Raw genomic sequence first — 24,212 nt, forward strand, 5'->3', positions numbered from 1 at the left:
TGCATCAACGAATGAGCGAGGACTTCTACGAGGTGCTGGGGGTCTCGCGGGACGCCGACGAGGAGGAGATCAGTCAAGCGTTCCGCAAGAAGGCCGCCAAGTACCACCCCGACGTGAACGACGACGAGGACGCCGAGGAGAAGTTCCGCAAGGCCAAGAAGGCAAAGGAGGTGCTCAGCGACGAGGAGAAGCGCCAAGCCTACGACCAGATGGGCCACGAGCGCTTCGAGCAGGCCGAGAAGCGCGGCGGCTTCGACGGCGGCGGCGCCGGCGGCGGCATGGGCGGCGGGCCCTTCGGCGGCGGGATGGGTGGCGGTGGCGGCGGCTTCGAGGACATCTTCGAGCAGTTCTTCGGCGGCGGACGCGGCCGCGGCGGCGGCGGCGGCAACCGCCCCCAGCCAGGCCGGGACATCCGGACGAACATGCGGATCAGCCTCGAAGCGGCCTACGAGGGCGTCACCAAGGAGTTCACCATCGAGCGCCCCGAGGAGTGTCCCGACTGCGGCGGCGCCGGCCACCCCGAGGACGCCGACGTGGAGACCTGCCCGGAGTGTGACGGCCAAGGACAGGTCACGCAGGTCCGCCAGACGCCGCTCGGTCGGGTCCAGCAGTCCCAGACCTGCCGGCGCTGTTCGGGCGAGGGCGAACTCTACTCCGAGGAGTGTTCGACCTGTTCGGGCGACGGCGTCGTCCGGAACGAGGCGACCCTGCAGGTCGACGTGCCCGCGGGGATCCGTAGCGGCCAGAGCCTCCGGATGGACCGGGAGGGCGCCCCCGGCGAGAACGGTGGGCCCAAGGGCGACCTACTGATCGAGGTCAGCGTCGAGGACCACCCGGACTTCGAGCGTGACGGCGACGACCTGCACCACCGACACGCCATCTCGTTCCCGCAAGCCACCTTCGGCGCCACCGTCGAGATCCCGACCCTCGAAGGCACCGTCGAGATGGACATCCCCGCCGGCACCCAGTCGGGCGAGCGCTTCCGCCTGCACGGCAAGGGGATGCCCCGACTGCGCGGCCGCGGGCAGGGTGACCTCTACGTCGACGTGCAGGTCGTCACGCCCGAGGACATGAACAAGGAGCAGCGCGAGGCCTTGGAGCAGTTCGCGGAGGCCGGCGGCGAGGAGGTCGACGTGGACCGAGGGTTCTTCGAGAAGCTGCGCAACTCCTTCTGAGACCGCCAGTCGACTTTTCCTTTCGGCGACCCAGTTCCGAACTGCATGAGCTACGACGCCACCAGCTACGACGACGTGGAGCCGAAAGCGCCCGGGATGTACTTCCTGCGCGAGGCGCTTGACTGTGAGAACCTCGGGATCACCGTCGTCGAAGCCGGCGACGGCTGGGAGGGGATGGAACACGCACACGACGAGGACGGACAGGAGGAGGTGTACCTCCTGCTCGACGGCGCGGCGACGCTCTCGGTCGACGGCGAGACGGTCTCGCTCGGCCCCGGCGACGCCGTCCGCGTCGATCCGGGCGAGGACCGGATGCTCGCCTTCGAGGAGGACGACTCGCGCATGGTCATCGCCGGCGCCCCCTGATCGACGGCCCCCTGATCCACGACGCCGTCGCGGCCGGCAGCGACCGCCGGAGCCTTGTTCCTGCCGGCCCCCCGTTCCCGTATGAACGTCGTCGGGGACCTACTCGCCCGCGAGCGCCGGAGCGACCGCCCCGCGCTCGTCATCGGCGACCGCGAGCGCAGCTACCACGAACTGCTGACGAACGCCTACAAAGCCGGGAACGTCCTGCGGTTCTACGGCGTTGGCGAAGGGCGGCCGCTCGCCGCGGCGCCCGTCCCCGACCTCCCACCGGTGCTCGCCTTCCTCGGCGCCGCCCAACTGGGCGCGGCGACACGGTTCGACCCGGCAGCGGGCGCCGACGCCGGCGACCGATTAGTGCTCGTTCCGACCGCCGAAGAAGCGGCCTACGATCCCGCCCCCGGAACCAAGCTGGCCGTCTTCGGTGGCGAGGCGGACGACGCCGACACGATCGACTGGGAGGAGTCCGTCTGGAGCGAGAACCCCGCGTTCCCGCCGACGCGGGTCGATCCAGAAACGCCGCTGTTGCTCGACGGTGATCGGTCGGTGAGCCACGCCGCCGCGCTCGAAGCTGCGACCGAAGTCGCGGAGATGGAGGGGCTCGGCGAGGAGAGCAGAGTCGTGGTTCGGAGTTCGCTCGCTGAGCCGGGTGCCGTCGTCGCCGGCCTGCTCGCGCCGCTGCTGGTCGGTGGCTGTGCGGTGCTCGCCGATCCGTCGGCGGCGGCCGAGGACGGCTTGGGTGATCTCGCGATAAGCGGAAACGAGGCACCGGAGCCGGCGCGGATCGCGCCGGGGTCGGTTCCGTTGTCCGATTAGTTCGCGTCCTTGATCGCTTCGAACGCCTCGGGGTTCTCCATCGAGGAGAGGTCACCCGGGTCCTCGCCGCGGTAGGCGGCGCCGATGGCCCGTCGGATCACTTTCCCCGACTGGGTCTTCGGGAAGGCGTCGACGAACAGTACCTCCCGCGGACGGAACGGCTTGCCGTGTTCCTCGCCGACGAGCGCGCGGAGGTCCTCCCGGAGGTCGTCGCTCGGTTCGGCGCCGGGTTCGAGGACGACGTAGGCGACGACGGCGGTCCCGGTGGTGTCGTCGGGGACGCCGACGGCGGCGGCCTGATTCACGGCGTCGTGCTCGACGAGCACGGCCTCGATCTCGGCGGGGCCGACCTTCCGGCCCGCGACGTTGAGCGCGTCGTCGGCGCGGCCGTGGAGGAACCAGAAGCCGTCCGCGTCCTGCTGGGCGAAGTCCCCGTGGTCCCAGAGGTCCGGCCACGTCGACCAGTACTCCTCCAGATAGCGCTCGTCGCCCGACCAGAGGCTCTTGGTCATCGACGGACAGGAGTCCCGCGCCACGAGGAATCCCCGCTCGTGGTCGTCCTTGACGGAGTTCCCGTCGGCGTCGACGATGTCGATGTCCATGCCGAGGCCGGGGCCGCCGAGCGTGCCGGGCTTGAGGTCGTTGATCGGCATGGGCATGAGGAAGCAGCCACAGATCTCGGTGCCCCCGGAGATGTTGATGATCGGCGCCTCGCCGCCGCCGACGTGTTCGTAGAACCAGACCCACGTCTCGGGGTCCCACGGCTCCCCGGTGGAACCGAGGATTCTGAGGCTGGAGAGGTCGTAGGAGTCGACCACGTCGTCACCGTGCTTACGGAGCGCGCGGATCGCCGTCGGCGAGACGCCGAAGGTGGTGATCCCGTGCTCCTCGATCATCTCCCAGAAGCGCCCGGGGTGCGGGTGGTCGGGCGCGCCCTCGTACATGACCGTCGTGCCCGCGAAGTGGTGGTTCCCGATCAGCGTCCACGGGCCCATCATCCAGCCGATGTCGCTGACCCAGAAGAAGCGGTCGCCGGGTTGCTGGTCGAAGCCGAAGTGGATCTCCTTAGCACACTGCATCAGGACGCCGGCGTGGGTGTGGACGATCCCTTTCGGCTCGCCCGTCGTGCCCGAGGAGTAGAGCAGCATCGACTCCTGATCGGACGGCAGGGATTTGGTGGCGTACTCGCCGTCCTGCGGCGCAACGGCGTCGGCCCACCACGCGTCACGGTCGTCGTCCCACGGCACGTCGGCGTTGGGGTCCGCACGGGAGTCGAGTCGGTCGAAGACCACCACGTCCTCGACGTGGCCGGCCTCCTCGATGGCCTCGTCGGCGCTCCCCTTCAGGCGGATCGGGCTCCCCCGGCGGTAGAAGCCATCGCCGGTGAACAGCACCGAGGGCTCGGCGTCGTCGATGCGCGTCGCCGTCGCCTCAACGCCGAACCCCGAGAAGATCGGGACCGCGATGGCGCCGACCTTGAAACAGCCATAGAGGATCGAGATGACCTCGGGAACCATCGGCATGTAGAGCCCGACCGTGTCGCCGGTCTCGACGCCGGCGTCTTCGAGGTAGTTCGCCACACGGTTGGCCTGCCGGTAGAGGTCGTGGAAGGTGCGCTGGTCGACCTCGCCGTCCTCACCCTCCCAGATGCAGGCCACCTTGTTTCGCTCGGCCGCGTCGACCTCGGCGTAGCGGTCGAGTGTGTTGTGGGCGATGTTGATCTCGCCGCCCGGGTACCAGTCGGTGAACTGCGGCCCGTCGGTGTCGTCCCGCACCGTCTCGTAGGGCTCGTAGAACTCCACGTCGAGGTAGTCGGGCATCTCGTCCCAGAACCAGTCGACGCCCGACTCGGGTTCGCCCTCGATCTCGGTCGTCGTGCGCTCGATGAGCGCCTCGTAGTCGTCGATGCCGTACGTCCGCATGAACTGCCAGACGTTGGTCGACTCCACGAACTCCCGGCTGGGCTCGTGGACGACTTCGTCGAAGCCCTCGGTCGCGTCCATACCTCGGGCGTTCCGGCGGCGGGGGGAAGTAACTTTCTCGACGGCGGGCGGGGAGTCGCCCGCGGGGAGTCAGCCCGGCCTGACGCCGTTCAGCCCCCGGCGATCAGGTTTATCTGTCACTCAAACCAATAACGAAGAGAAATGTCCACGAACTACCCTTCGACCCCGCGGGCGCTGCTGGAACTGGTGGCCCTGACCGTGGGGGTCTTCCTCGTCTCGCTCGTCGCCGGCGTCGCGTTCATCGTCCCGGTGCTCGCGCTCGGATACGGCATCGAGACGACGCTCGTTCTCGTCGGATCGACTGCCGTCGGCCAGTTGGCGATGTTCGGCCTCGGCTACGCGTATCGGCGCTACCGGGACGTCTCGGTGCCGATCGCGCTCCCCTCGCTGTTCCAGTTCGGCTACGTCGTCGGCGGCGTCGTCGTCGCCATCGCCTTGGCGATCGGACTCTCGGTACTGCTGACGACGCTGGGGCTGCTCCCCGGCTCAGTCATCAGCGATACGGCGACGACGAACCCCACGTTCCTCCTCGGTCTGGCGGCGCTGTCGGTGGTCGTCGTCGCCCCCGTCGAGGAGTTCGTCTTCCGCGGCGTCGTCCAAGGGCGGCTCCGTGCCCGGTTCGGCGCGGTGCCGTCGATCATCGGCGCCAGCCTCCTGTTCGGCTCGCTGCACCTGGCGAACTACTCGGGCAACCCCGTGTCGATCGTCGCCGGCGCGCTCATGATCGCCGCGGTCGGCACCGTCTTCGGCGTCGTCTACGAGCGGACCGGGAACCTGCTCGTGCCGGTCCTGGTCCACGCGATCTACAACGTCATCCTGCTCGTGAGCAGCTACATCTCGATAACCGCCGTCTGAGCCACGGCGGCGGTCTCCCGCCGGGTCGAACTGGACGAAGCACCCGGTGGGCATCTCGGAGTTTGTAGAAATTGTGGAGTGTCCGAGCGGCGCAGACGCCGTGAACTGTCGAAACCCGATACCGGAAACCGGCAAAAAAGCGGCGCGGGTTGCTACTCCTCGTCGCCGTCCTCGATCCGCTCGGCTTCGACGACGTCGACGGCGGCGACGGTGTCGCCCTCGTCGAGGTCCATCACCGTCACGCCCATCGTGTTGCGGCCGACGATGGAGATGCCCTCGACGGGACAGCGCATGATCTGGCCGGCCTCGCTCATCACCACGAGGTCGTCACCGGGCCCGACCGCGTTGAGCGCGGTCACACCGCCGTTTCGCTCGTTAGTCTTGATGTCGATCAGCCCCTTGCCGTTGCGGGACTGGGTCCGGTAGGCGTCGAGGTTCGAGCGCTTCCCGTAGCCGTGCTCGGTCACGGTGAGCAGCCACGAGTTCCGCTCCTCGTCGATACCGGCGACGGCGGCGACCTCGTCGTCGTCCTCGAGGTCGATCCCCCAGACACCCCGGGCGGTTCGGCCCATCGCGCGGGCCTCGGTCTCGTCGAACCGGATGGACATCCCGCCCTTCGAGGCGATCACCACGTCCTGCGTGCCGTCGGTGACCTCCACGTCGGCGAGTCGGTCGCCCTCCTCGAGGCTGATCGCGCGGATCCCCGTCGAGAGGATGTTCTGGAACTCAGAGACGCCGCTGCGCTTGATGTAACCCTCGCGGGTGACCATCGTGAGGAACTGCTCGTCCTCGTCGCCGTCCTCGTGGTCGATGTCGTCGGTGTTGACGACGGACTCGATGCGCTCGCCGTCGTCGAGGTCGAGCAGGTTGACCGCGGACTTCCCGCGGGCGGTCCGGGACATCTCCGGCACCTCGTAGGTCTTCAGCTTGTAGACCTGCCCGTGGTTGGTGAAACAGAGCAGGTAGTCGTGGCTGTTGGCCACGAACACCGAGGCGACGGCGTCGCCCTCCTTGAGTCCGGTGCCGATGATCCCCTTGCCGCCGCGGTTCTGGGCGCGGAACGCCGAGAGCTCCATCCGCTTGATGTAGTCGTCCTCGGTCATCACGACGACCTGCTCGGACTCAGGGATGAGGTCCTCGTGGGTGACCGAGCCGGTGTCCTCGATGAACCCGGTGCGGCGCTCGTCGCCGTACTCCTCGGCGACGGTCTCGAGTTCGTCGACGATCACCGAGTCCAGTTCCTCGGCGCTGCCGAGGATGGTCTCCAGGCGCTCGATAGTCGCCTGCACGTCCTCGTACTCCTCCTCGATGGAGGCCCGCTCCATCGAGGTCAGGGAGCCGAGTTGCATGCGGACGACGTGGGCGGCCTGCTCCTCGCTGAAGCCCCACTCCGCCTGCAGGACGGCCTTGGCGTCGTCGCGGTCCTCGCTGTTGCGGATCGCCTCGACCACGTCCTCGGCGTTCTCCAGGGCCTTCAGCCGGCCTTCGAGGATGTGGGAACGGTCCTCCGCCTCGGCGAGGTCGAACTCGCTGCGCCGCCGGACGACCTCGCGACGGTGCTCGATGTACTCCTGAAGGGTCTCCTTCAGCGTCAGCACCTGCGGCTGGCCGTCGACCAGCGCGAGGTTGATGACGCCGAAGGTGGTCTCGAGGTGGGACTCCAGTAGCTGGTTCTTGACGACCTCGGCCATCGCGTCGCGCTTGAGTTCGACGACGATACGGATGCCGTCGCGGTCGGACTCGTCGCGCAGGTCGCGGATGCCCTCGATAACCCCCTCGTTCACGTCCTCGGCGATGCGCTCGATCAGCCGGGCCTTGTTGGCCTGATAGGGGAGTTCGGTGATGACGATCCGTCCCTCCTCCTCGAACGTCTCGAACTCCGCACGCAGGCGGACCCGACCGCGACCGGTCTTGTACGCCTTGTGGACGCCGTTACGGCCGACGATGTTGGCACCAGTCGGGAAGTCCGGTCCCTCGACGTGCTCCATCAGGTCCTCGACGGTCGCCTCGGGGTTCTCGATCAGTTCGACCGTCGCGTCGACGACCTCACGGAGGTTGTGCGGCGGGACGTTGGTGGACATCCCGACGGCGATACCCGAACTGCCGTTGACCAGCAGGTTCGGGAACGCGGAGGGGAGCACTTCCGGCTCCTGCAGCCGGTCGTCGTAGTTGCTGGCGAAGTCGACGGTGTCCTTCTCGATGTCGGCCAGTAGCTCCTCGGCGATGGGCGACATGCGCGCCTCGGTGTAGCGCATCGCCGCCGGCGGGTCGCCGTCGATGGAGCCGAAGTTCCCCTGCCCGTCGACCAGCGGTTCGCGCATGGAGAACGGCTGGGCCATCCGGGCCAGCGCGTCGTAGATCGCGGAGTCGCCGTGGGGGTGGTAGTCACCCATCGTGGTCCCGACGATGGAGGAGGACTTCCGGTGGCCGGAGCCGGAGGTGATGCCGTCCTCGTGCATCGCATAGAGGATGCGCCGGTGGACCGGCTTCAGCCCGTCACGGACGTCCGGGAGCGCACGACCCGCGATGACCGACATCGCGTAGTCGATGTAGCTCTGCTCCATCTCGTCCTCGACGCGGACGCGTTCGATCCGTTCGGCGATGTCGTCGTCGGCTGGCGTGTCCGTGCTCATATGTCCACCCACTCGGCGTCGGTCGCGTGGTCCTTGATGAACTGCTTTCGCGGGCCGACGGCGTCGCCCATCAGCACCGAGAACATCTTGTCGGCGGCGGCGGCGTCGTCGAGCGTGATCTGTTTGAGCACCCGGTTCTCCGGGTCCATCGTGGTCTGCCAGAGCTGTTCGGGGTTCATCTCACCCAGACCCTTGAACCGCTGGACCTGCGTGGGGTTGCCGTCACAGACCTCCTCGACCACACGGTCGCGCTCGGCGTCGCTCATCACGTCGTAGGTCTCCCCCCGGTACCGAACCCGGTAGAGCGGCGGCTTGGTCGCGTAGACGTAGCCCGCCTCCAGCAGCGGCTTCATGTGCCGGTAGAGGAACGTCAACAGCAGCGTCCGGATGTGGGCACCGTCGACGTCGGCGTCGGTCGCCATGATGATCTTCTTGTACCGGGCGTCCTCGATGTCGAACTCGTCGCCGATCCCGGTGCCGATGGCGGTGATCAGCGCGCGGATCTCGTCGTTCTCGAGGACGCGGTCGAGTCGGTGTTTCTCGACGTTGAGGATCTTCCCCTTGATCGGCAGCACCGCCTGGAACGAGGCGTCCCGGGCCTGTTTGGCGCTGCCGCCGGCGGAGTCACCCTCCACGACGAACAGTTCGGCGCTGTCTGGGTCGCGGCTCTGACAGTCCGACAGCTTGCCGGGCAGCGCCGTCGACTCCAGCGCGGACTTCCGACGGGTCAGCTCCTCGGCCTTCTTCGCGGCCTGCCGGGCCTTCGCGGCCTCGGCGGCCTTCGAGACGATCCGTCGGGCGGTGTCGGGGTTCTCCTCGAAGTACGTCCCCAGCCCCTGGTGGACCGCGCTCTCGGTGATGCCGCGGACCTCGCTGTTGCCGAGCTTGGTCTTGGTCTGGCCCTCGAACTGCGGGTCCGGGTGCTTGACCGAGATAACCGCGGTCAGCCCCTCACGCACGTCCTCGCCGGTGAGGTTGCCGTCCACGTCGCCGATCAGCCCCTCGCTGTTGGCGTAGTCGTTGACGACGCGGGTGAGTGCGGTCTTGAACCCCGTCAGGTGGGTCCCACCCTCACGGGTGTTGATGTTGTTGGCGAAACTGTGGACCGACCCCTGTAGCTCCTCGGTGGCCTGCATCGCCACTTCGACGCGGATCCCCTCCTCCTCGTCCTCGAAGTAGACCACGTCGTCGTGGATGGGGGTCTTGGTCTCGTTGAGGTAGCGCACTAACGCCCGGATGCCGCCGTCGTAGACGAACGTCTCCGAGCGGGGTTCGCCGTCCTCGACATCGCGCTCGTCGGTGAGGCCGATGCGGACGCCGCTGTTGAGGAACGCCAGTTCGCGCAGGCGCCCCTCGAGAGTGGAGAACTCGAACTCGGTGGTCTCGAAGATCTCCTCGTCGGGCCAGAACCGGATCGTGGTCCCGGTACTCTCCTCCTCGTCGAGGTCCCGAACGCGCTCGATGTCGCCCTGGGGCTCGCCACGCTCGAACTCGTGGCGCCAGACGGCGCCGTCGCGCTTGACCTCGGCGGTCAGGCGGGTCGCGAGCGCGTTGACGACGCTCACGCCGACGCCGTGGAGCCCCCCGGAGACTTGGTAGGACTTGTTGTCGAACTTCCCCCCGGCGTGCAGGACGGTCATGATGACCTCGAGGGCGGGACGATCGTACTCTTCGTGGGTGTCGACGGGGATCCCGCGCCCGTCGTCGGTGACCGAGACCGACCCGTCGTCGTGGATCGCCACCTCGATGTGGTCACAGTAGCCGGCCAACGCCTCGTCGATGGCGTTGTCGACGACCTCGTAGACGAGATGGTGGAGCCCACGGTCGTCGGTGGACCCGATGTACATGGCGGGGCGCTTTCGAACGGCCTGGAGTCCCTCCAGAACCTGGATCTGGCCCGCGCCGTAGTCGGAATTCTGCTCTGACATACGCGTGCCTTCCGGTACGTGGGCCCCCCGGATAAACTCCCCGTACGCGCGCGGGCGCCCGCGAAGAAAAAGTCGCTGCGGGCGGTGGGAACTTCGACTTTTGCCAAACTGATACGCCGGTTCCGAAAAGTGAGTTCGGTCTCCTCGCGTGCGCCCCGGGAACGGCCCGCGCGCGAGCGCGGTCCGGAACCGGTCAGGCGACGTCGAACAGCGGTCCGTAGTCGGCGGTGAGCTCCGCCCGGACGTCGTCGAGTTCGCCGGCTGGTGCGTTCTCGGCGACGACGCCGAGGACGGCCTGAGCGGTCGCCTCGGCGTCTGCCGTCGTCGAGTCGGTCCGCTCGGCGACCCGTTCGAGGAAGGCGTCGTAGTCGAACCGGTTCCGGTGGTCGGGGTAGGTGAGGTACCAGTCGACCTCCATGGGGAGGACCGCCGCCAGGTCGGCGGCCTCGTCGGCGGCGATCCGTTCGCCGAGGGCGCTCAGAGTCGCCCGGGTCGCACGGACGGCCTCCCCCTGTGTCGCGCCCTCGATCCGGTGCTGGACCTCGCCGGTGAATTCGTGGAACTGCATGTCCGGACGGAGGGCCGCCGCCCGGAAAACCGCGGTGGCCACTGGGGGTGTCGGACCCCCCGAACCCGTCGTCGCCGTGGAGTTTCAGTTTCACCGAGCTACGAAAGGGACTTTAAGGAACCGCCGGGTAGCCCGGGTACAGAATGACCTCGCAGCAGACGACACTCGGCGAGGGCGCGACGACGGCCGAGGAGTTGGCCGAGAGTCAGCGCGAGATCTCCATCGCCGAGTTCTTCGAGAAGAACAAGCACATGCTCGGGTTCGACTCGGGCGCCCGGGGGCTGGTGACGGCCGTGAAGGAGGCCGTCGACAACGCCCTCGACGCGACCGAGGAGGCGGGCATCCGCCCCGACATCTACGTCGAAATCCGCGAGGTCGGCGACTACTACCGACTCGTGGTCGAGGACAACGGTCCCGGGATCACCAAAGAACAGCTCCCGAAAGTGTTCGGGAAGCTCCTCTATGGCTCGCGGTTCCACTCCCGCGAACAGACCCGTGGCCAGCAGGGGATCGGTATCTCGGCGGCGGTGCTCTACTCCCAACTGACCTCCGGCAAGCCCGCGAAGATCACCTCCCGCACGCAGGGCAGCGCCGAGGCGGAGTACTTCGAACTCATCATCGACACGGACAGCAACGAACCCGAGATCCAGACCGAATCGACGACTTCGTGGGACCGCAGCCACGGCACCCGGATCGAGTTGGAGATGGAGGCCAACATGCGGGCCCGCGCGCAGCTCCACGACTACGTCAAACACACCGCGGTCGTCAACCCCCACGCCCGGATCGAACTCCGGGAACCCGGGCTCGACGAGCCGCTGAAGTTCGAGCGCGCGACCGACCAACTCCCCGCCGAGACGAAGGAGATCCGGCCCCACCCCCACGGCGTCGAACTGGGGACGCTGATCAAGATGCTCGGCGCGACGGACTCCTACTCGGTCTCGGGGTTCATGCAGGAGGAGTTCACCCGTGTCGGGAAGAAGACCGCCGACAGCGTCATCGACGCCTTCCGGGACCGCCACTTCGGCCGCGAACTCGGCTGGCCCGCCCGCAACGGTTCCCCCGGCGCCGACGTGACCGCCGACATCGAGGCCACGCTCCGGGAGGCCGTCTCGAACAAGGGCGCCGACGCGACCGACACCTTCGCCGAACGGATCGCGAACAGCCTGACCGAGCGCGAGCGGACGAACTACTCGGCGGTCGTCGACATCGTCGCCACCGTCGCCGACGAGGTCGGCACCGAGACGGGCAAGACGTTCGGCTCGACGGTCCGGGAGAACGCGGTCGAGGCGGCGTGGACCGAACTCACCCGCGTCGGCGGCGACACGGAGGAGAACGGCGACGGCCTCGACCGGCTGACGCCGACGCTGTACGAACTGGTCGACGACGCCACCTCGACGCGGAAGGACGACGCCGCGGTCCACGGGCTGGCCGAGCGACTGGCCGAGCGCCTCGTGGCCGCCGGCGACGACGGTCCCGACCGGATGCGGTTCACTCACTCGGCGCTGAAGGTGATCGTCGACGAGGCCGCCGACACCACCGAGGAGTACGACGAGGAGACGTTCGGCGACACCGCCCGGGAGAACGTCGTCGAGGCGCTTTGGAGCCGGATGGTCACGGTCCCGGACGACCCGCCGAACGTGACGGTCGTCGCCGAGGACCGCGACACCGCCTCGGAACTGCTCGAAGCGATGCGCGCGACGGACATCCTCGCGCCGCCGACGGACTGTCTGGCCCCGATCACCGAGGAACTGGTCGAGGCGGGGCTGCGAAAGGAGTACGACGCGGACTTCTACGCCGCCTCGACGCGTGACGCGGAGGTCCACGGCGGCGACCCGTTCGTCGTCGAGGCCGGGATCGCCTACGGCGGCGAGATCGGCGCCGAGGGCAACGTCGAACTGCTGCGCTTTGCCAACCGCGTGCCGCTCGTCTACCAGCGCGGTGCGTGTGCGACGACCGACGTGGTCAAGCGGATCGGTTGGCGCAACTACGGGCTCGATCAGCCCGGCGGCTCGGGGATGCCCAGCGGCCCGGCGGTCATCTCGATCCACGTCGCCTCGACGAACGTCCCCTTCACCAGCGAGTCAAAGGACGCGCTGGCGTCGGTGCCGGCGATCGAGGACGAGATCGAACTCGCCATCCGCGAGGCCGCCCGCGAACTCAAGTCCTACCTCAACAAGCGCCGCTCGATGGCCAAGCGCCGGGAGAAACAGGACGTGCTCGGGCGCATCCTCCCCCAGATGGCCGAGAAGGTCTCCGAGGTCACCGGCCGGGAGTACCCCGACATCGAGGGGGCGATGGCCCGGATCATGAACAACATCGGCGTCGACCGCGAGCGCGATGACGACTCGGTGACGCTGACGGTCGAGAACCACTCCAGCCGGGGTGAGAGCCTGGAGATCACGGAGATCGTCTCCGCGGAGCCCGCGGCCCTCCCCGACGGCGTCGACGCCATCGAGGTCGACGACGAGTGGTTCATCAAGTGGAACCCCGAGGTCGGCTCGGGTGAGACGGTCGAACTGACGTACAGCCTACCGAGCGACGCCGACGCCGACGCGAACGTCGACGGCGTCGACGCCGAGAAACTCACGGTGAACGCATGAGCATCAAGGACACCAGCGACGAGGAGGCACGCGAACGGCTGATCGAGCTTGCCGCACAGTTCTACGACCAGTTCGCGGCCGGGGAGATCCCCCATCTGGACCTCCCGACCCGGACCAAGACGAACATCGAGTACGACCCGCAGAAGAAAGTCTGGGTGTACGGCGACCGTACGTCGACGCGCTCGGCGAACTCCGTCGGCGGCGCCCGGAAGCTGCTGAAAGCGAGCTACGCGGTCGAGTTCCTCGCGAACCAGTTGGACGAGAACCGCTCGTCGACCCTGCGTGAACTCTACTACCTGAGTGAGTCCTGGGACAACGACGAGGCCCAGTTCAACAGTCAGGACGAGTCCAACGGCCTGATCGAGGACTTGGAGATCGCCACCGGCGTCACCCGCGAGGACTTCCACATGCGACCCGAGGAGTCCGGCGCGAAGGTGATGGGTCCGCTGAAGCTCCGCGAGCAGACCCGCCGGGGCGACCGGGACATCCACTGTCAGGACGACGTGGGCCAGGGCGGCTACCAGATCCCGAACGACCCGGACACCATCGAGTTCCTCGACAACGACGCCGACTTCGTGATGTGTGTCGAGACCGGCGGGATGCGCGACCGACTCGTCGAGAACGGCTTCGACGACGAGTACAACTGTCTGGTCGTCCACCTCGGCGGCCAGCCGGCCCGGGCGACCCGGCGGCTGACCAAGCGCCTGCACGACGAACTCGACCTGCCGGTCGTCGTCTTCTGTGACGGTGACCCGTGGTCCTACCGGATCTACGGCTCCGTGGCCTACGGCTCGATCAAGTCCGCCCACCTCTCGGAGTACCTCGCGACTCCTGAGGCCGACTACGTGGGCATCCGCCCACAGGACATCGTCGACTACGACCTGCCGACGGACCCGCTGGCGGACTCGGACATCAACGCACTGGAGTCCGAGCTGGAGGACCCGCGCTTCCAGAGCGAGTTCTGGGAGGAGCAGATCGAACTCCAACTCGACATCGGGAAGAAGGCCGAACAGCAGGCGCTGGCCTCGCGCGGCCTCGACTTCGTGACCGACACCTACCTCCCCGAGCGACTCGAGGAGATGGGCATCCTGTAGGCGGCGGTTCGTCCCGGTTGCTCCCCGTTTTTTGACCACACCCCGTCAGCGACGCGTATGGAGTTCCCCGACCCCCACGACGAGGGCGGCTTCGACCGCATCACCCCGGAAGAAGCGGGAATCGACGCCGACGCCGTCGAGAACGCCGTGACCTTCCACCTCACCCACGGCACGCCCGACGAAACCGTCCAGTACCACATGCCCGACCTCGAACCGTTCGACGAGACCGAGGGCGAACTGGGCGGCTTCCTCGGGCCCGTTCCTGACCGCCGGGGCGGCCCCGCAGGGCTGATCCTGAAAAGCGGCGAGATCGTCGCCGAATGGGGCGACATCGAACGGGTCGACCACTGCTTCTCCTGTGCGAAATCGTTCCTGAGCATCGCCGGCGGCGTCGCGTGGGACCAGGGACGCTTCGACCTCGGGGATCGAGTGAAGAAAGATATAGCGGATGGCGGTTTCAAGAGCGACCACAACCGACAGATCACGTGGGAGCACCTGTTCCAACAGACCTCCGAGTGGGAAGGTGAGCTGTTCGACCGGCCGGACAGCATCGACCGCAACCGCGCAGTGGGGAAAACCGGCGGTCCGGGGAAAGAGGAGCCCCGGGATCTCGAAGAGCCGGGGACGTTCTGGGAGTACAACGACGTGCGGATCAACCGCCTCGCGCTCTCGTTGCTGCGGCTGCACGCCAAACCCCTGCCGCGCGTGCTCGCCCACGAGGTGATGGACCCCATCGGCGCCAGCCGGACGTGGGAGTGGCACGGCTACTACAACTCCAAGGTCGACGTGGAGGGGCGGACGATGGAGTCCGTCTCCGGCGGCGGCCACTGGGGCGGCGGCTTCTGGTCGTCGACGACCGACCTCGCGCGGGCTGGCCACCTCCTCCTGAACGGCGGCGAGTGGGACGGCAAGCGCCTACTGAGCGAGGAGTGGGTCGAGAAGGCCACCGATCACTGCGACGTGTACGAGAACTACGGCTACCTGCTCTGGCTCAACACGAACCGGACGCTGTGGCCCTCGGCGCCCGAATCCGCCTACGCGTTCCTCGGCCACGGGCAGAACGTGGTCTGGATCGACCCCGAACACGAACTGGTCGTCGTGCTGCGCTGGCTTGACCTCGCCGATGACCGCGGCGAACGCGATGACCAGCCCAATCAGGACCGCTTCTTCGAGAAACTGCTGGCGGGGGTCTGAGCCGATACCGGGGTCGTCGGAACACGACAGCCTTACGCCCCCGGTAGCCGGATCCTCGGGGGTATGTCTGACGCCTCCGACGAGATGCAGTACCACGTCGAACTCGAACCCGGCGACGTCGCCGAGAGCGTCCTGCTCCCGGGGAACCCCGAGCGCCTCGACAAGATCACCCCCCACTGGGACGACCACGAGGAGGTCGCCTACCACCGCGAGTACCGCACGGCCACCGGCACCTACGACGGCGCCGACATCTCGGTCACCTCGACGGGGATCGGGTCCCCGTCGGCGGCCATCGCCGTCGAGGAACTCGCCCGCGTCGGCGCGGACACGTTCATCCGTGTCGGCTCCTGTGGCGCCATCCAGCCCGAGATGGACGTCGGCGACCTCGTCATCACCCGCGGGGCCGTCCGACAGGAGGGCACGAGCAAGGAGTACGTCCGCGAGGACTACCCCGCCGTCGCCGACGAGGAGGTCGTCTCCGCGCTGATCGCCGCCGCCGAGCGACTGGGCCACGACTACCACGTCGGCCTCACGATGTCCGCCGACTCCTTCTACGCCGGACAGGGCCGCGAGGGGTTCGGGGGGTTCGAGGCCGCCGGCAGCGAGACGCTGGTCGAGGACCTCAAGGAGGCGAACGTCCTGAACATCGAGATGGAGACCGCCGCCATCTGTACGCTCGCGAACGTCTACGGCCTGCGCGCGGGTGCGGTCTGTTCGGTGTTCGCGAACCGGACGACCGGCGAGTTCATGACCGAGGGCGAGTCCGTCGCCGCCGAGACGGCGAGTCTGGCGGTGAAGCTCCTGGCGAAGATGGACGAAGTCAAGGCGGAAGCCGGCGCCGACCGCTGGCACGCCGGCCTGAGTCTGGAGTAGTTCGGCCTCTCACCCCGCGACAGCCCAGAACCGCACGCTTTGGGGGATCTCCCAGAGCACCTCGGGGGCGTCGCTCTCCTCGGGGTCGTTGTTCTCGACACGGTGGCTGTGGTGTTCGAACAGTCGTCGGACCTCGAAGCCGGCGTCGACGAGGCCGTTGTGGAGGTCCGCGACGGTGCGGTCGAACACCGTCAGCACCTCGTCGTAGCCCTCGTCGATCCGGATCTCCCGCGGGCCGGCGTCGACGTAGCTGTGTTCGAGCGTGCCCGACGCCGGGTCCATCGCCTCGTGCAACGGATGCATCACGCTGAAGACGAACACGCCGCCCTCCCGGAGGACGCGGTGGGCCTCCGCGAACGCGCGGTCGACGTGTTCGACCATCTGGAACGCCGCCTCCGAGGAGGCCACGTCGAAGCGGTCGTCCGGCAGCGGGAGGTCGGTCACGTCGCCCTGTACGAACCGCGCGTCAACCCCGTAGCGGTCACGGAGCCGGCGTGCGTGGCCGAGCTGTTCGCCCGAGAAGTCGACGCCGACGACGGGATCGGCTCCCAGTTGGGCGGTCCCGACGCTCCCCTGTCCGCCGCCACAGCCGAGTTCGACGTACGCCTCACCCTCGACGCCATCGAGGATCTGTGGCTGTGGCCCGCCCGGCGCGTCCTCGGCGAACGGCGACGGCGCCGGCGGCAGTTCGCCCTCGTCGGTGTCCGAGCGCCAGATCGCCTGAAAGTCGTCGCTCCACTCGTCCCAGAGCCGGCGGTTCGACTGTCGGAGATCGCTCACAGCGGACCCTGGTCGGGTAGTGGTATCAGTTTTCCGTCCGTTCGGCACGGGCCCACACGTTACAGCCCATGGCTGTCGTCCTCCTGGTCGACTTTCTCCGTGACCTCGAACGTCTCCGGCGGCGAGAGCAGGCCCCACAGTGCACCGGCGGAGTGGAGCACGGTCGTGATCGGCGCCAAGAGGAGACACAGCACGGCGATACGCCGTTTCGGCTGGTGGAGATACACCCCGAGAACGGCCCAGAGGAGCAGCATTCCCAGCAGTACGAACGAGACTAGCCGGTACGCCTCGAAGAAGTACAGGTCCACCACCGGCACGAACGAGAGCACCACCAACGCCGGTATGAACGCGGTCACCGACCACGAGAGGTCCCGGATACCGTACATCAGCACCCGATCGATGGAGAGGATGCTGTTGTCCTCCCGAGCGCCGGCGATCCACCGGCGCCGTTGGCGGAACATGGCGCCGACCGAGGGCGGTGCCTGATTGGAGACCTGGTCGGTGACGTAGGAGAACGTCGCGTCGGCCTCGACGTACGCGCGCCAGAGGAACACCGTGTCCTCGATGACGGTCGGGTAGTCCCACGTCACCTCGGCTTCGAGGGACTGCCTGATGGCCAAACCGCCGCCCCACGCGTACAGCGGGACAGTGATGGACGGGAACGCTCGCTGTTCGGCTTGGAACCCGATCCGGGTCACCTCCGCCAAGTAGGTGAGGAGGCTCGACGTCCGGCGCGGGTGTTCGCTGAGTTGGACGATGTCCGCGTCCGGAAGCCCGGCGAACTCCATGACGTGACTGTCCTCGTCGAGGTAGAGCACGAACTCCGCCTCACAGTCGAGGGTCCGTCTGGCCCACTCGAGTGCCCGCCCCTTGTTCGTCGCGGAGCACTCGAAGGAATCGGGGACGACGGCGACCTCCGACCCGGCGATATCCATCGGCTCCTCGGCGACGACGTACCGATCGGTGAGTTCCTCGGGCAACCGATCGACCGACCGCTGGACGACCGACTCGGCGTCGATGGTCAGGAACCGGACTTGGACGTCGTCGCTGCCGTACACCCGCTCGGGGTCCTCGTAGCGCCAGCCGTAGACGGCGATTTCGAACAGCCAGTAGAGGCCGCCGGCGATGTAGAGGCTCATCACGGACCAGAGGAGCGTCGTCGCGACGAGATCGGGCCCCAACGCCTCCCACGGCCCCTGCAGAGGGAGGTCTCCCCCGACCGCCACCGCGCCCTGTACCGGGACGGGGTGAGCAACCGGGGCTTCGGCGAGCGACGTACCCACGATAAATGTGGCTCAGGAAAGATGATGTATATAACTTGTTCCTAATACGACTCATTCCGGGCTGAATTTACGGTATACTGTCGATAACCGATAATCGACGGGGAGAACGCCGAACGGCGGGCGCGGATCGATCCGAGCCGATCAGGAGAGGTCCGACCACGCGCCCCAGAACCGCTGGAGCGCGGTGAGGTGGCCGACCACCGCGAACAGGGCGAGCAGCAGTTCCACGGCGCCGAGGCCGGCGACGAGTTCACCCGGCAGGGCGAAGGCGACGACGCCGACGAGTCCCACGAGCGCGAGGCGGTCCGCACGGCCGAGCAGGCCGCCGTACTCCCGACCCAACCCCACGGCCTGGATCTGCGTGCCGAGGTAGGAGGTGAGCAGGACGCCCGTCACCGCCAGCAGGCCGAGCGCGTAGGCGTCGGCGCCCGCGGCGAGGCCGGCGATGATCAGCACGTCGGCGTAGCGGTCGAGTACGTGGTCGAGCAGGTCCCCGCCCTTCGAGTCGGTGCCGAGCGTCCGGGCGAGCGCGCCGTCGACGAGGTCAAGCCAGCCGTTGGCGAACACGAAGAAACTGGCCGCGAGGTAGAGCCACGCCGGCCCCGACGCGCCGCCGACGTAGAACGCGCCGGCGGCAGCGCCGGCGAAGCCGAACGCGATCACGCTCACGCCGTCGGGAGTCAGCCCCAGCGCCTCGGCGGCGTCGACGAACGGCACGAGCATCCGGTCTGCGACCTCGCGGAAGCGGTGGAGCATCTACAGCGCCCCCGTGAAGTCGACGGTGCCGGCCGACGGCTCGCGCTCGCCCCGGAGGACGGCGACGGCGTCGTCGACGACGGTCTCGACCGGCCGGTCGGTGGTGTCGATCTCGTAGACGCGGTCCTCGCCGTACTGCCGGACGGACTCGCTGAGTACGATGTCGAGGGCCTCGCTCTCGGCGTTCTCGGCGGCCTTGGCCTCCGCCTCGCCGCGCTCGGTCAGTCGGTCCGCCAGTTCGTCGGGGTGACAGCGCAGCACGATGGCCGCGTCGGCCTCGAAGTGGTGGGCGAGGTGGGAGTCGAGCAACCCCGACCAGTCGCCGAGGTGCTCGCGGATCGCATCGAGGTCGGCGACGAGCGAGCCGCGCTGCTCGTCTTCGCCCTCGTGGAGCCCCTCCTCGCGGATCAGGTCGTTGAGGTGATGGACCTCGATCCCGAGGCGCTCGCCGAGGCGCTCGGCGACGGTCGTCTTGCCGGTCCCCGGCGTCCCCGTGAGGACGATCCGGTCGAAGGAGAGGTCGGCGTCGCCGCCGTCGCCGCCGTCGCTCCCGCTCATGCGGTCGCCCCCAGCTCCGCGAGGACCTCGTTCAGCGTCTCGACGGCCCGCCGGGTTTCCGCCTCGGTGCCACAGGAGATCCGGACACAGCCGGGGAGGCCGAAGGAGGTGCAGTCCCGGATGATGACGCCCTCCCCCTGGGCGGCCTCGGCGACGGCGCTCCCGTCGCCCACCTCACAGAGGACGAAGTTGGCCTCGCTGGCGAACGTCGGCGCGTCGAGGTGCTCGTGGATGTGCTCGCGTGCCCACTCGGCGCTGGAGACGGACTTCTCGACGTGTTCGTCGTCGTCGAGTGCGGCGAGGGCGGCCCGGAGCGCGGCCTCGCTGGCGGCGAAGGGCGTCGAGACCTTCGCGTAGGCGTCGCCCCACGCCGAGGGGACGAGCGCGTAGCCGATCCGCAGGCCGGCCAGGCCGTAGGCCTTCGAGAACGTCCGAAGGACCGCGAGGTTGTCGGAGGAGTCGAGGAGGCCGGCGGCGGAGTCGACGTCGGCGAACTCCCCGTAGGCCTCGTCGACGACCACGAGCGAGTCGTCGTCGACACCCGAGAGGAGCGCCTCGATCTCCTCGTGAGCCATCGTCGCGCCCGTGGGGTTGTGCGGCGAGGTGACGAAGACGATCCGTTCGCCGTCGTAGGCGTCGAGAACTGCGTCGGCGGTCATGGCGAACCCGTCGGCCTTCGAGAGTTCGTAGGCGTGGACGTCGCCGTGGTGGTAGCGCGCGCTCATCCCGTAGTAGGAGAAGCCGGGCTCGGGAACGAGCACCGGGTCCTCGGGGTCCAGCATCGCCCGCGAGAGGTAGTCGATGGCGCCGTCCGCGCCGGGGCCGACCCAGACCTGTTCGGTGCCGAGGTCCCACTTCTCGGCCAGTCGGGCCGTGAGGTCGGTGTGGGCGGCCTTCGGGTAGACCGAGATGTCCTCGGCGGCGCCCCGGACCGCGTCGATGGCCGCGGGGCTGGCGCCGTGTGGGTTCTCGTTCGAGGAGAGTTTCACCAAGTCCGCGGGGTCGAGGCCGAGGTCGCGGGCGACCTCCTCGATCCCCCGTCCGGGGACGTACTCGGTGTGGGCGGAGAGGTCCCGTGGTTGCATGGCGCGACGTTCACGGTGATGGGGGATAAGGCTCCCGCCCTCGTTCGGCGGCGTCGGCCCGGAGCGCGGTATCGCGGTGCGACGTCGGTTGTCCTCGGGCCGTCAGTCGGCGCGCTCCTCGATGAGGCGCGTCTCGACGGCCGCCTGCACGACCTCGGAGACGTCGCCGAGGCTGTTTGAGTTGTTCGCCACCACGCCGTTGAGCAGTGCTTCGTGGTCCCGCAGGCCGGCGACGACCAGCGAGTCCTCCTCGGGCACGTCGTAGGCGTCGGCGACCGCTTCGACCACCACGTCACCCTGATCCTGGTCCTCGTCGGCGACGATGTCGAGCAGACCGCCGAAGATGTCGTCGGCCTCGACCTCGATCTTGCGCTTGAGCGTGCCGGGGGACTCCACGTCGCCGCCGAGCAGGCCCGCGAGGTAGCCCTTCACCGAGCCGACGATGTACTCGTCGAGGTTGTCCTCGCCGATCTGTTCGGCTCGGCGTGCCGCGAAGGCACGGACGAACCGGTCCATCTCGATCTCCAGCGAGGATCGCTCGTCAACGTCGGTCGCGCGGGTCTCGACCGGGCTGTCGTCCTCGTCTGCCTCGTCGTCGGCCTCGGCGTCCGACGCGTCGGCTTCCTCGGCGTCGTCGCTTTCGTCGCTTGCGTCGGTACCCTCGGGGGCGTCGTCGGCGAGCGCGTCGGCGTCGGTACCGCTCGACTCGTCGCTCTCGTCGTCGGCGTCGGCGCCGTTGCCGGTCAGCCCCGAACTCACGTCGTCCTCGTCGGCCTCGGTGTCGGCCGAATCGGTCCGGGAATTACGCCGACCGCGGCTGCCCGTCCCCTTCCCGCCCGCGCCGAGCGTGTTGATCCGACCCTCGATGTCGCGTCGCCGATCGTTGCCGCCAGTGTCAGTCATGAGTAGCACCTCGATTGGGAGCGAGAAAAAGTCAGCGGAGGATGCCCCGGGGGCGGCCCGGGCGAGCGATCAGTCCTCGCGGAGTTCGGCCGCCCGGGAGCGTGCCCGTTCGACGACCGCCGGGCGGGCCGTGAACTCGATTTCGACCCGGTCACCCTTGTAGGTGGCACTCGCCCGGCCCCGTTCGTGGGCCCACGCGAGGAACGACTGCGTCTCCCCCGTGTTGGGCAGGTCGAACGTCGCGTCGGCGTCGGGCAACGCGTCGGCGACGGCCTCGCGGAGGCTGTCGGTACCGTCCCCCGCGAGCGCGCTGACGGCGAGCGGGTCGCCGACCCGGTCGTCGGTCACGTCCGCGACGGCCGCGCGTCGAGCGTCGAGGGCGGCGTCGTCAACGAGGTCGGCTTTGTTGAGCACGACCAAGAGCTCCCCCCGCGGGTCGTCGAGTTCCGCGAGCGAGACCCGGAGTTTCTCGCGCAGTTCCGCGAGCGGGTCGCTTGCGTCGACGACGAGAAGTGCGAGGTCGCTGTCCGCGACTGCATCGAGCGTGGTGCTGAAGGCCGCCACGAGGTCGTGCGGGATGCCGTCGACGAGGCCGACGGTGTCGGTCAGGAGCACCCGCCTGCCGTCGACGCTCGCCCGGCGCGTCGTGGTGTCGAGGGTCTTGAACAGCGAATCCTCGACCGTGGCCGCGCCGTCGAGGTCCTCGTGGTCGGGCGCCAGTTCCTCGACCGAGAGGTCCTCGGCGAGTCGGTGCAGCAGCGTCGACTTCCCCGCGTTGGTGTAGCCGGCGATGGCCACGAGGTCGAACCCCTGTTCGCGGCGGTCGGCCCGGCGCTCGCCCGCCCGGTCGGCGACTTCGTCGAGTTTGTTCTCGACGGTCCGGATGCGCTTTTCGAGGTCGACCAACCGGGAGCCGGTCTCGGCGGCCTTCTGCATGTGGGTCCGCTCCTCGGTCTGGCGGACCCGCGGGAGTTCGTACCGGAGCTTCGCGAGTTTGACCTGTAGCCGGGCGGCCTTCCCGCCGGCGCCGGCCTCGAAGATGTCGAGGACGAGTCGGTGGCGGTCGATGATCCGCGTCCCGTCGGGGAGCAGTTCGGTCAGGGAGCTGTACTGGCCGGGGGTGAGTTCGGTGTCGAACAGGGCCGCGTCGGCACCCGTCTCAGCCACTCTCCGGGCCAGTTCGTCGGCCTTCCCGCTCCCGAGGTTGTAGCGGTTGTCCTCGCGGCGGCGCTGGGTGACGGCCCCGACGACGGCGTAGTCCGCCGCGGCGGCGAGCCGTTCGATCTCGGTCGTGTCGGGCTGTTCATCGCGCTTGCGGGCGACGACGATGGCGGTTCGGCCAGCGTCGCTGGTCGGCTGGTCGTCGTCGATGGTCCGGTGGTCGTCCGTCCTTGTGTCAGTCGTCCGTGTGTCGTCCGCGTGGGCGTCGCTGGTCGTGTCGTCGTTCGTCGTCGGTTCGTCGGTTGCCGATCCGTCGGCTGGTGTGTCTTGCAACGTTGGTGAAGGTGGGTCCCCCGGCGTCGGCGGGCGACGACGGCGGCGACGCCTGCGGCCGACGGGAGACCCGAGGCTGTCTGGAAACGGTGCCTCAGTGGGTCTCCCGCCGTCGCTCACGGCGCGGCCGGGTGGCCACGCGTCCAGGGCTCTCGCCTCCCGGCCGTCGTGTGAGCGTCGCGGGCTCAGTAGGAAACGAGCTCCATCGGCTACGCGCTACTGGATCGGCATCCCGGAAAAAAAAAGTTCGGTCGGTGTGGGGTCGAGTCGCTTACTCGTCGTCTTCGAGCTCGTCGACGATCTCCTCGGCGTCCACGTCGGCGTCCTCGAGGTCGGCCTCGATGTCCTCGATCTCCTCTTCGATGGCTTCGGCACCGCCCATGCCACCCATCATGCCGCCCATGCCACCCATCATGCCGCCGGCGCTGCCGTCGAAGACCTCCTCGACGACGACGCGGTCGAGCTCCAGACGGTCCATCAGGTCCTGAGCGACCTGCTGCTTCTGGAACATCCACTGCTGGTTCATCTGCATCTGCTGGCTGGCCTCGATGTAGAGGGTGCGCTGCTCGACCTCCTCGGTCTCGGTGGTCTCCTCGCCGTCGTCGTCCTCGACGGTGACCTCCTCCTCGACGGTCTCGGTCTCGATGCGGAGCTCCGGCTCCATCTGGAGGTACATCCCCAGCAGGCCGGCGGCCTTCTCCTCGTCGTCGTCGACGACGTCGACGACCTCGTACTCGTACTCGAGCTCCTCACCCGCGAGCGGGTGGTTGAAGTCGACGCGGGCGCGGCCACCGATCACGGTCTCGACGTAGCCCTGCTCGCCGTCGATCTGGACCTGCGCGCCGGGGCGTCGGTTCTCCTCGTCCAGCTTCGAGGAGCTGACGGTACGGACCTGCTCCTGGTTGTACTCGCCGAAGCCGTCCTCGGCGGGGATGGTGACGGTGCCCTCGTCGCCGACCTCGCTGCCGAGCAGCGCGTCGTCGACGCCGGGGAACACGTGGCCCTCGCCGACGACGATGATGCGCGGCGAGAAGTCGTACTCGTCGTCGTCGATGCCGGCTTCCTCGGCGACGTCCTGTCGGGTCGTGTCGACGACGCGGTCGTCGCTCGTGGTGCGGACGGTGTAGTCGATACGGACGAAATCGCCCTCCTGAACTCCGGACTCGGTCTCGGCCTCGGCGTCGGCCTCGTTCTCACTCATACCCTTACCGTCTCGTGTTCCACTCTTAAGGACAACGTTTCGGGGCCAGA

At 68.3% G+C, this 24,212-nt stretch carries 20 protein-coding genes; 8 read left to right on the forward strand and 12 right to left on the reverse strand.

From position 1 onward, the window contains the following. Positions 1-11 precede the first annotated feature (11 nt). The 3 genes from dnaJ (at position 12) to NO998_RS08250 (ending at position 2,354) form a co-directional block, all read left to right on the forward strand. Complete coding sequence (dnaJ, locus tag NO998_RS08240) at positions 12-1,175, forward strand: molecular chaperone DnaJ (RefSeq protein WP_267646627.1); 1,164 nt, start codon at positions 12-14, stop codon at positions 1,173-1,175. A 45-nt stretch (positions 1,176-1,220) separates the two neighbouring features. Then, positions 1,221-1,541: a cupin domain-containing protein gene (locus NO998_RS08245; RefSeq protein WP_267646628.1), complete on the forward strand. Its 321-nt coding sequence runs from the start codon at positions 1,221-1,223 to the stop codon at positions 1,539-1,541. An 81-nt stretch (positions 1,542-1,622) separates the two neighbouring features. Beyond that, entirely contained in the window at positions 1,623-2,354 is a 732-nt protein-coding gene (locus tag NO998_RS08250) for an acyl-CoA synthetase family protein (RefSeq protein WP_267646629.1), read from the forward strand. Here the strand turns inward: NO998_RS08250 and NO998_RS08255 are convergent. Continuing rightward, complete coding sequence (locus NO998_RS08255) at positions 2,351-4,357, reverse strand: AMP-binding protein (protein ID WP_267646630.1); 2,007 nt, start codon at positions 4,355-4,357, stop codon at positions 2,351-2,353. The genes NO998_RS08250 and NO998_RS08255 overlap by 4 nt on opposite strands. Before the next feature lie 141 nt (positions 4,358-4,498). On the opposite strand from NO998_RS08255, the gene NO998_RS08260 reads away from it, so the two are divergent. Then, complete coding sequence (locus tag NO998_RS08260; protein ID WP_267646631.1) at positions 4,499-5,212, forward strand: CPBP family intramembrane glutamic endopeptidase; 714 nt, start codon at positions 4,499-4,501, stop codon at positions 5,210-5,212. Positions 5,213-5,364: 152 nt separating this feature from the next. On the opposite strand, the gene gyrA is transcribed toward NO998_RS08260, so the two are convergent. The 3 genes from gyrA to NO998_RS08275 all read right to left on the reverse strand — a co-directional run bounded on the left by gyrA (position 5,365) and on the right by NO998_RS08275 (position 10,341). After that, positions 5,365-7,845, reverse strand: coding sequence for a DNA gyrase subunit A (gene gyrA, locus NO998_RS08265; protein ID WP_267646632.1), 2,481 nt, complete (start codon positions 7,843-7,845; stop codon positions 5,365-5,367). Beyond that, positions 7,842-9,773, reverse strand: a complete 1,932-nt coding sequence (gene gyrB, locus NO998_RS08270) for a DNA topoisomerase (ATP-hydrolyzing) subunit B (RefSeq protein WP_267646633.1) — start codon at positions 9,771-9,773, stop codon at positions 7,842-7,844. Before gyrB ends, gyrA begins: the two co-directional genes overlap by 4 nt. A 193-nt stretch (positions 9,774-9,966) precedes the next feature. After that, entirely contained in the window at positions 9,967-10,341 is a 375-nt protein-coding gene (locus tag NO998_RS08275; protein ID WP_267646634.1) for a DUF2267 domain-containing protein, read from the reverse strand. A 143-nt stretch (positions 10,342-10,484) separates the two neighbouring features. Between NO998_RS08275 and NO998_RS08280 the strand changes: the two genes are divergently transcribed. From NO998_RS08280 to NO998_RS08295, 4 genes are all read left to right on the forward strand, one after another. Then, entirely contained in the window at positions 10,485-12,941 is a 2,457-nt protein-coding gene (locus NO998_RS08280; protein ID WP_267646635.1) for a DNA topoisomerase VI subunit B, read from the forward strand. After that, entirely contained in the window at positions 12,938-14,035 is a 1,098-nt protein-coding gene (locus NO998_RS08285; protein WP_267646636.1) for a DNA topoisomerase IV subunit A, read from the forward strand. The genes NO998_RS08280 and NO998_RS08285 overlap by 4 nt, the downstream gene beginning before the upstream one ends. 57 nt (positions 14,036-14,092) lie before the next feature. Continuing rightward, positions 14,093-15,229, forward strand: coding sequence for a serine hydrolase domain-containing protein (locus NO998_RS08290; protein ID WP_267646637.1), 1,137 nt, complete (start codon positions 14,093-14,095; stop codon positions 15,227-15,229). 63 nt (positions 15,230-15,292) lie between these two features. Then, positions 15,293-16,102, forward strand: coding sequence for a nucleoside phosphorylase (locus tag NO998_RS08295; RefSeq protein ID WP_267646638.1), 810 nt, complete (start codon positions 15,293-15,295; stop codon positions 16,100-16,102). 9 nt (positions 16,103-16,111) lie between these two features. Here NO998_RS08295 and NO998_RS08300 read toward each other — a convergent pair whose 3' ends face one another. The 8 genes from NO998_RS08300 to NO998_RS08335 all read right to left on the reverse strand — a co-directional run bounded on the left by NO998_RS08300 (position 16,112) and on the right by NO998_RS08335 (position 24,162). After that, complete coding sequence (locus tag NO998_RS08300) at positions 16,112-16,882, reverse strand: class I SAM-dependent methyltransferase (RefSeq protein ID WP_267646639.1); 771 nt, start codon at positions 16,880-16,882, stop codon at positions 16,112-16,114. A 59-nt stretch (positions 16,883-16,941) separates the two neighbouring features. Next, entirely contained in the window at positions 16,942-18,165 is a 1,224-nt protein-coding gene (locus NO998_RS08305) for a glycosyltransferase family 2 protein (protein ID WP_267646640.1), read from the reverse strand. A gap of 141 nt (positions 18,166-18,306) precedes the next feature. Beyond that, entirely contained in the window at positions 18,307-18,921 is a 615-nt protein-coding gene (locus tag NO998_RS08310; protein WP_267646641.1) for a CDP-alcohol phosphatidyltransferase family protein, read from the reverse strand. Next, positions 18,922-19,479: an adenylate kinase family protein gene (locus NO998_RS08315; protein ID WP_267646642.1), complete on the reverse strand. Its 558-nt coding sequence runs from the start codon at positions 19,477-19,479 to the stop codon at positions 18,922-18,924. Continuing rightward, on the reverse strand, positions 19,476-20,564 hold the full coding sequence (gene hisC / locus NO998_RS08320; RefSeq protein WP_267646643.1) for a histidinol-phosphate transaminase: 1,089 nt from the start codon (positions 20,562-20,564) through the stop codon (positions 19,476-19,478). The genes NO998_RS08315 and hisC overlap by 4 nt, the downstream gene beginning before the upstream one ends. A gap of 102 nt (positions 20,565-20,666) precedes the next feature. Beyond that, a complete protein-coding gene (locus NO998_RS08325) occupies positions 20,667-21,467 on the reverse strand; it encodes a hypothetical protein (protein ID WP_267646644.1) in 801 nt (266 codons plus the stop codon). Between the two features lie 69 nt (positions 21,468-21,536). After that, positions 21,537-22,961: a GTPase HflX gene (gene hflX / locus NO998_RS08330; RefSeq protein ID WP_267646645.1), complete on the reverse strand. Its 1,425-nt coding sequence runs from the start codon at positions 22,959-22,961 to the stop codon at positions 21,537-21,539. A 271-nt stretch (positions 22,962-23,232) separates the two neighbouring features. Next, a complete protein-coding gene (locus NO998_RS08335) occupies positions 23,233-24,162 on the reverse strand; it encodes an FKBP-type peptidyl-prolyl cis-trans isomerase (protein ID WP_267646646.1) in 930 nt (309 codons plus the stop codon). Between the last annotated feature and the right edge of the window lie 50 nt (positions 24,163-24,212).

The organism is Halolamina litorea, from assembly GCF_026616205.1.
In the GTDB taxonomy this organism is placed as follows: Archaea; Halobacteriota; Halobacteria; order Halobacteriales; family Haloferacaceae; genus Halolamina; species Halolamina litorea.

Excerpts from the sequence above, each read along its gene's own strand:
- dnaJ (WP_267646627.1), top strand. The coding sequence starts at position 12 with ATGAGCGAGGACTTCTACGAGGTGCTGGGGGTCTCGCGGGACGCCGAC.
- NO998_RS08245 (WP_267646628.1), top strand. The coding sequence starts at position 1,221 with ATGAGCTACGACGCCACCAGCTACGACGACGTGGAGCCGAAAGCGCCC.
- NO998_RS08250 (WP_267646629.1), top strand. The coding sequence starts at position 1,623 with ATGAACGTCGTCGGGGACCTACTCGCCCGCGAGCGCCGGAGCGACCGC.
- NO998_RS08255 (WP_267646630.1), bottom strand. The coding sequence starts at position 4,357 with ATGGACGCGACCGAGGGCTTCGACGAAGTCGTCCACGAGCCCAGCCGG.
- NO998_RS08260 (WP_267646631.1), top strand. The coding sequence starts at position 4,499 with ATGTCCACGAACTACCCTTCGACCCCGCGGGCGCTGCTGGAACTGGTG.
- gyrA (WP_267646632.1), bottom strand. The coding sequence starts at position 7,845 with ATGAGCACGGACACGCCAGCCGACGACGACATCGCCGAACGGATCGAA.
- gyrB (WP_267646633.1), bottom strand. The coding sequence starts at position 9,773 with ATGTCAGAGCAGAATTCCGACTACGGCGCGGGCCAGATCCAGGTTCTG.
- NO998_RS08275 (WP_267646634.1), bottom strand. The coding sequence starts at position 10,341 with ATGCAGTTCCACGAATTCACCGGCGAGGTCCAGCACCGGATCGAGGGC.
- NO998_RS08280 (WP_267646635.1), top strand. The coding sequence starts at position 10,485 with ATGACCTCGCAGCAGACGACACTCGGCGAGGGCGCGACGACGGCCGAG.
- NO998_RS08285 (WP_267646636.1), top strand. The coding sequence starts at position 12,938 with ATGAGCATCAAGGACACCAGCGACGAGGAGGCACGCGAACGGCTGATC.
- NO998_RS08290 (WP_267646637.1), top strand. The coding sequence starts at position 14,093 with ATGGAGTTCCCCGACCCCCACGACGAGGGCGGCTTCGACCGCATCACC.
- NO998_RS08295 (WP_267646638.1), top strand. The coding sequence starts at position 15,293 with ATGTCTGACGCCTCCGACGAGATGCAGTACCACGTCGAACTCGAACCC.
- NO998_RS08310 (WP_267646641.1), bottom strand. The coding sequence starts at position 18,921 with ATGCTCCACCGCTTCCGCGAGGTCGCAGACCGGATGCTCGTGCCGTTC.
- NO998_RS08315 (WP_267646642.1), bottom strand. The coding sequence starts at position 19,479 with ATGAGCGGGAGCGACGGCGGCGACGGCGGCGACGCCGACCTCTCCTTC.
- hisC (WP_267646643.1), bottom strand. The coding sequence starts at position 20,564 with ATGCAACCACGGGACCTCTCCGCCCACACCGAGTACGTCCCCGGACGG.
- NO998_RS08325 (WP_267646644.1), bottom strand. The coding sequence starts at position 21,467 with ATGACTGACACTGGCGGCAACGATCGGCGACGCGACATCGAGGGTCGG.
- NO998_RS08335 (WP_267646646.1), bottom strand. The coding sequence starts at position 24,162 with ATGAGTGAGAACGAGGCCGACGCCGAGGCCGAGACCGAGTCCGGAGTT.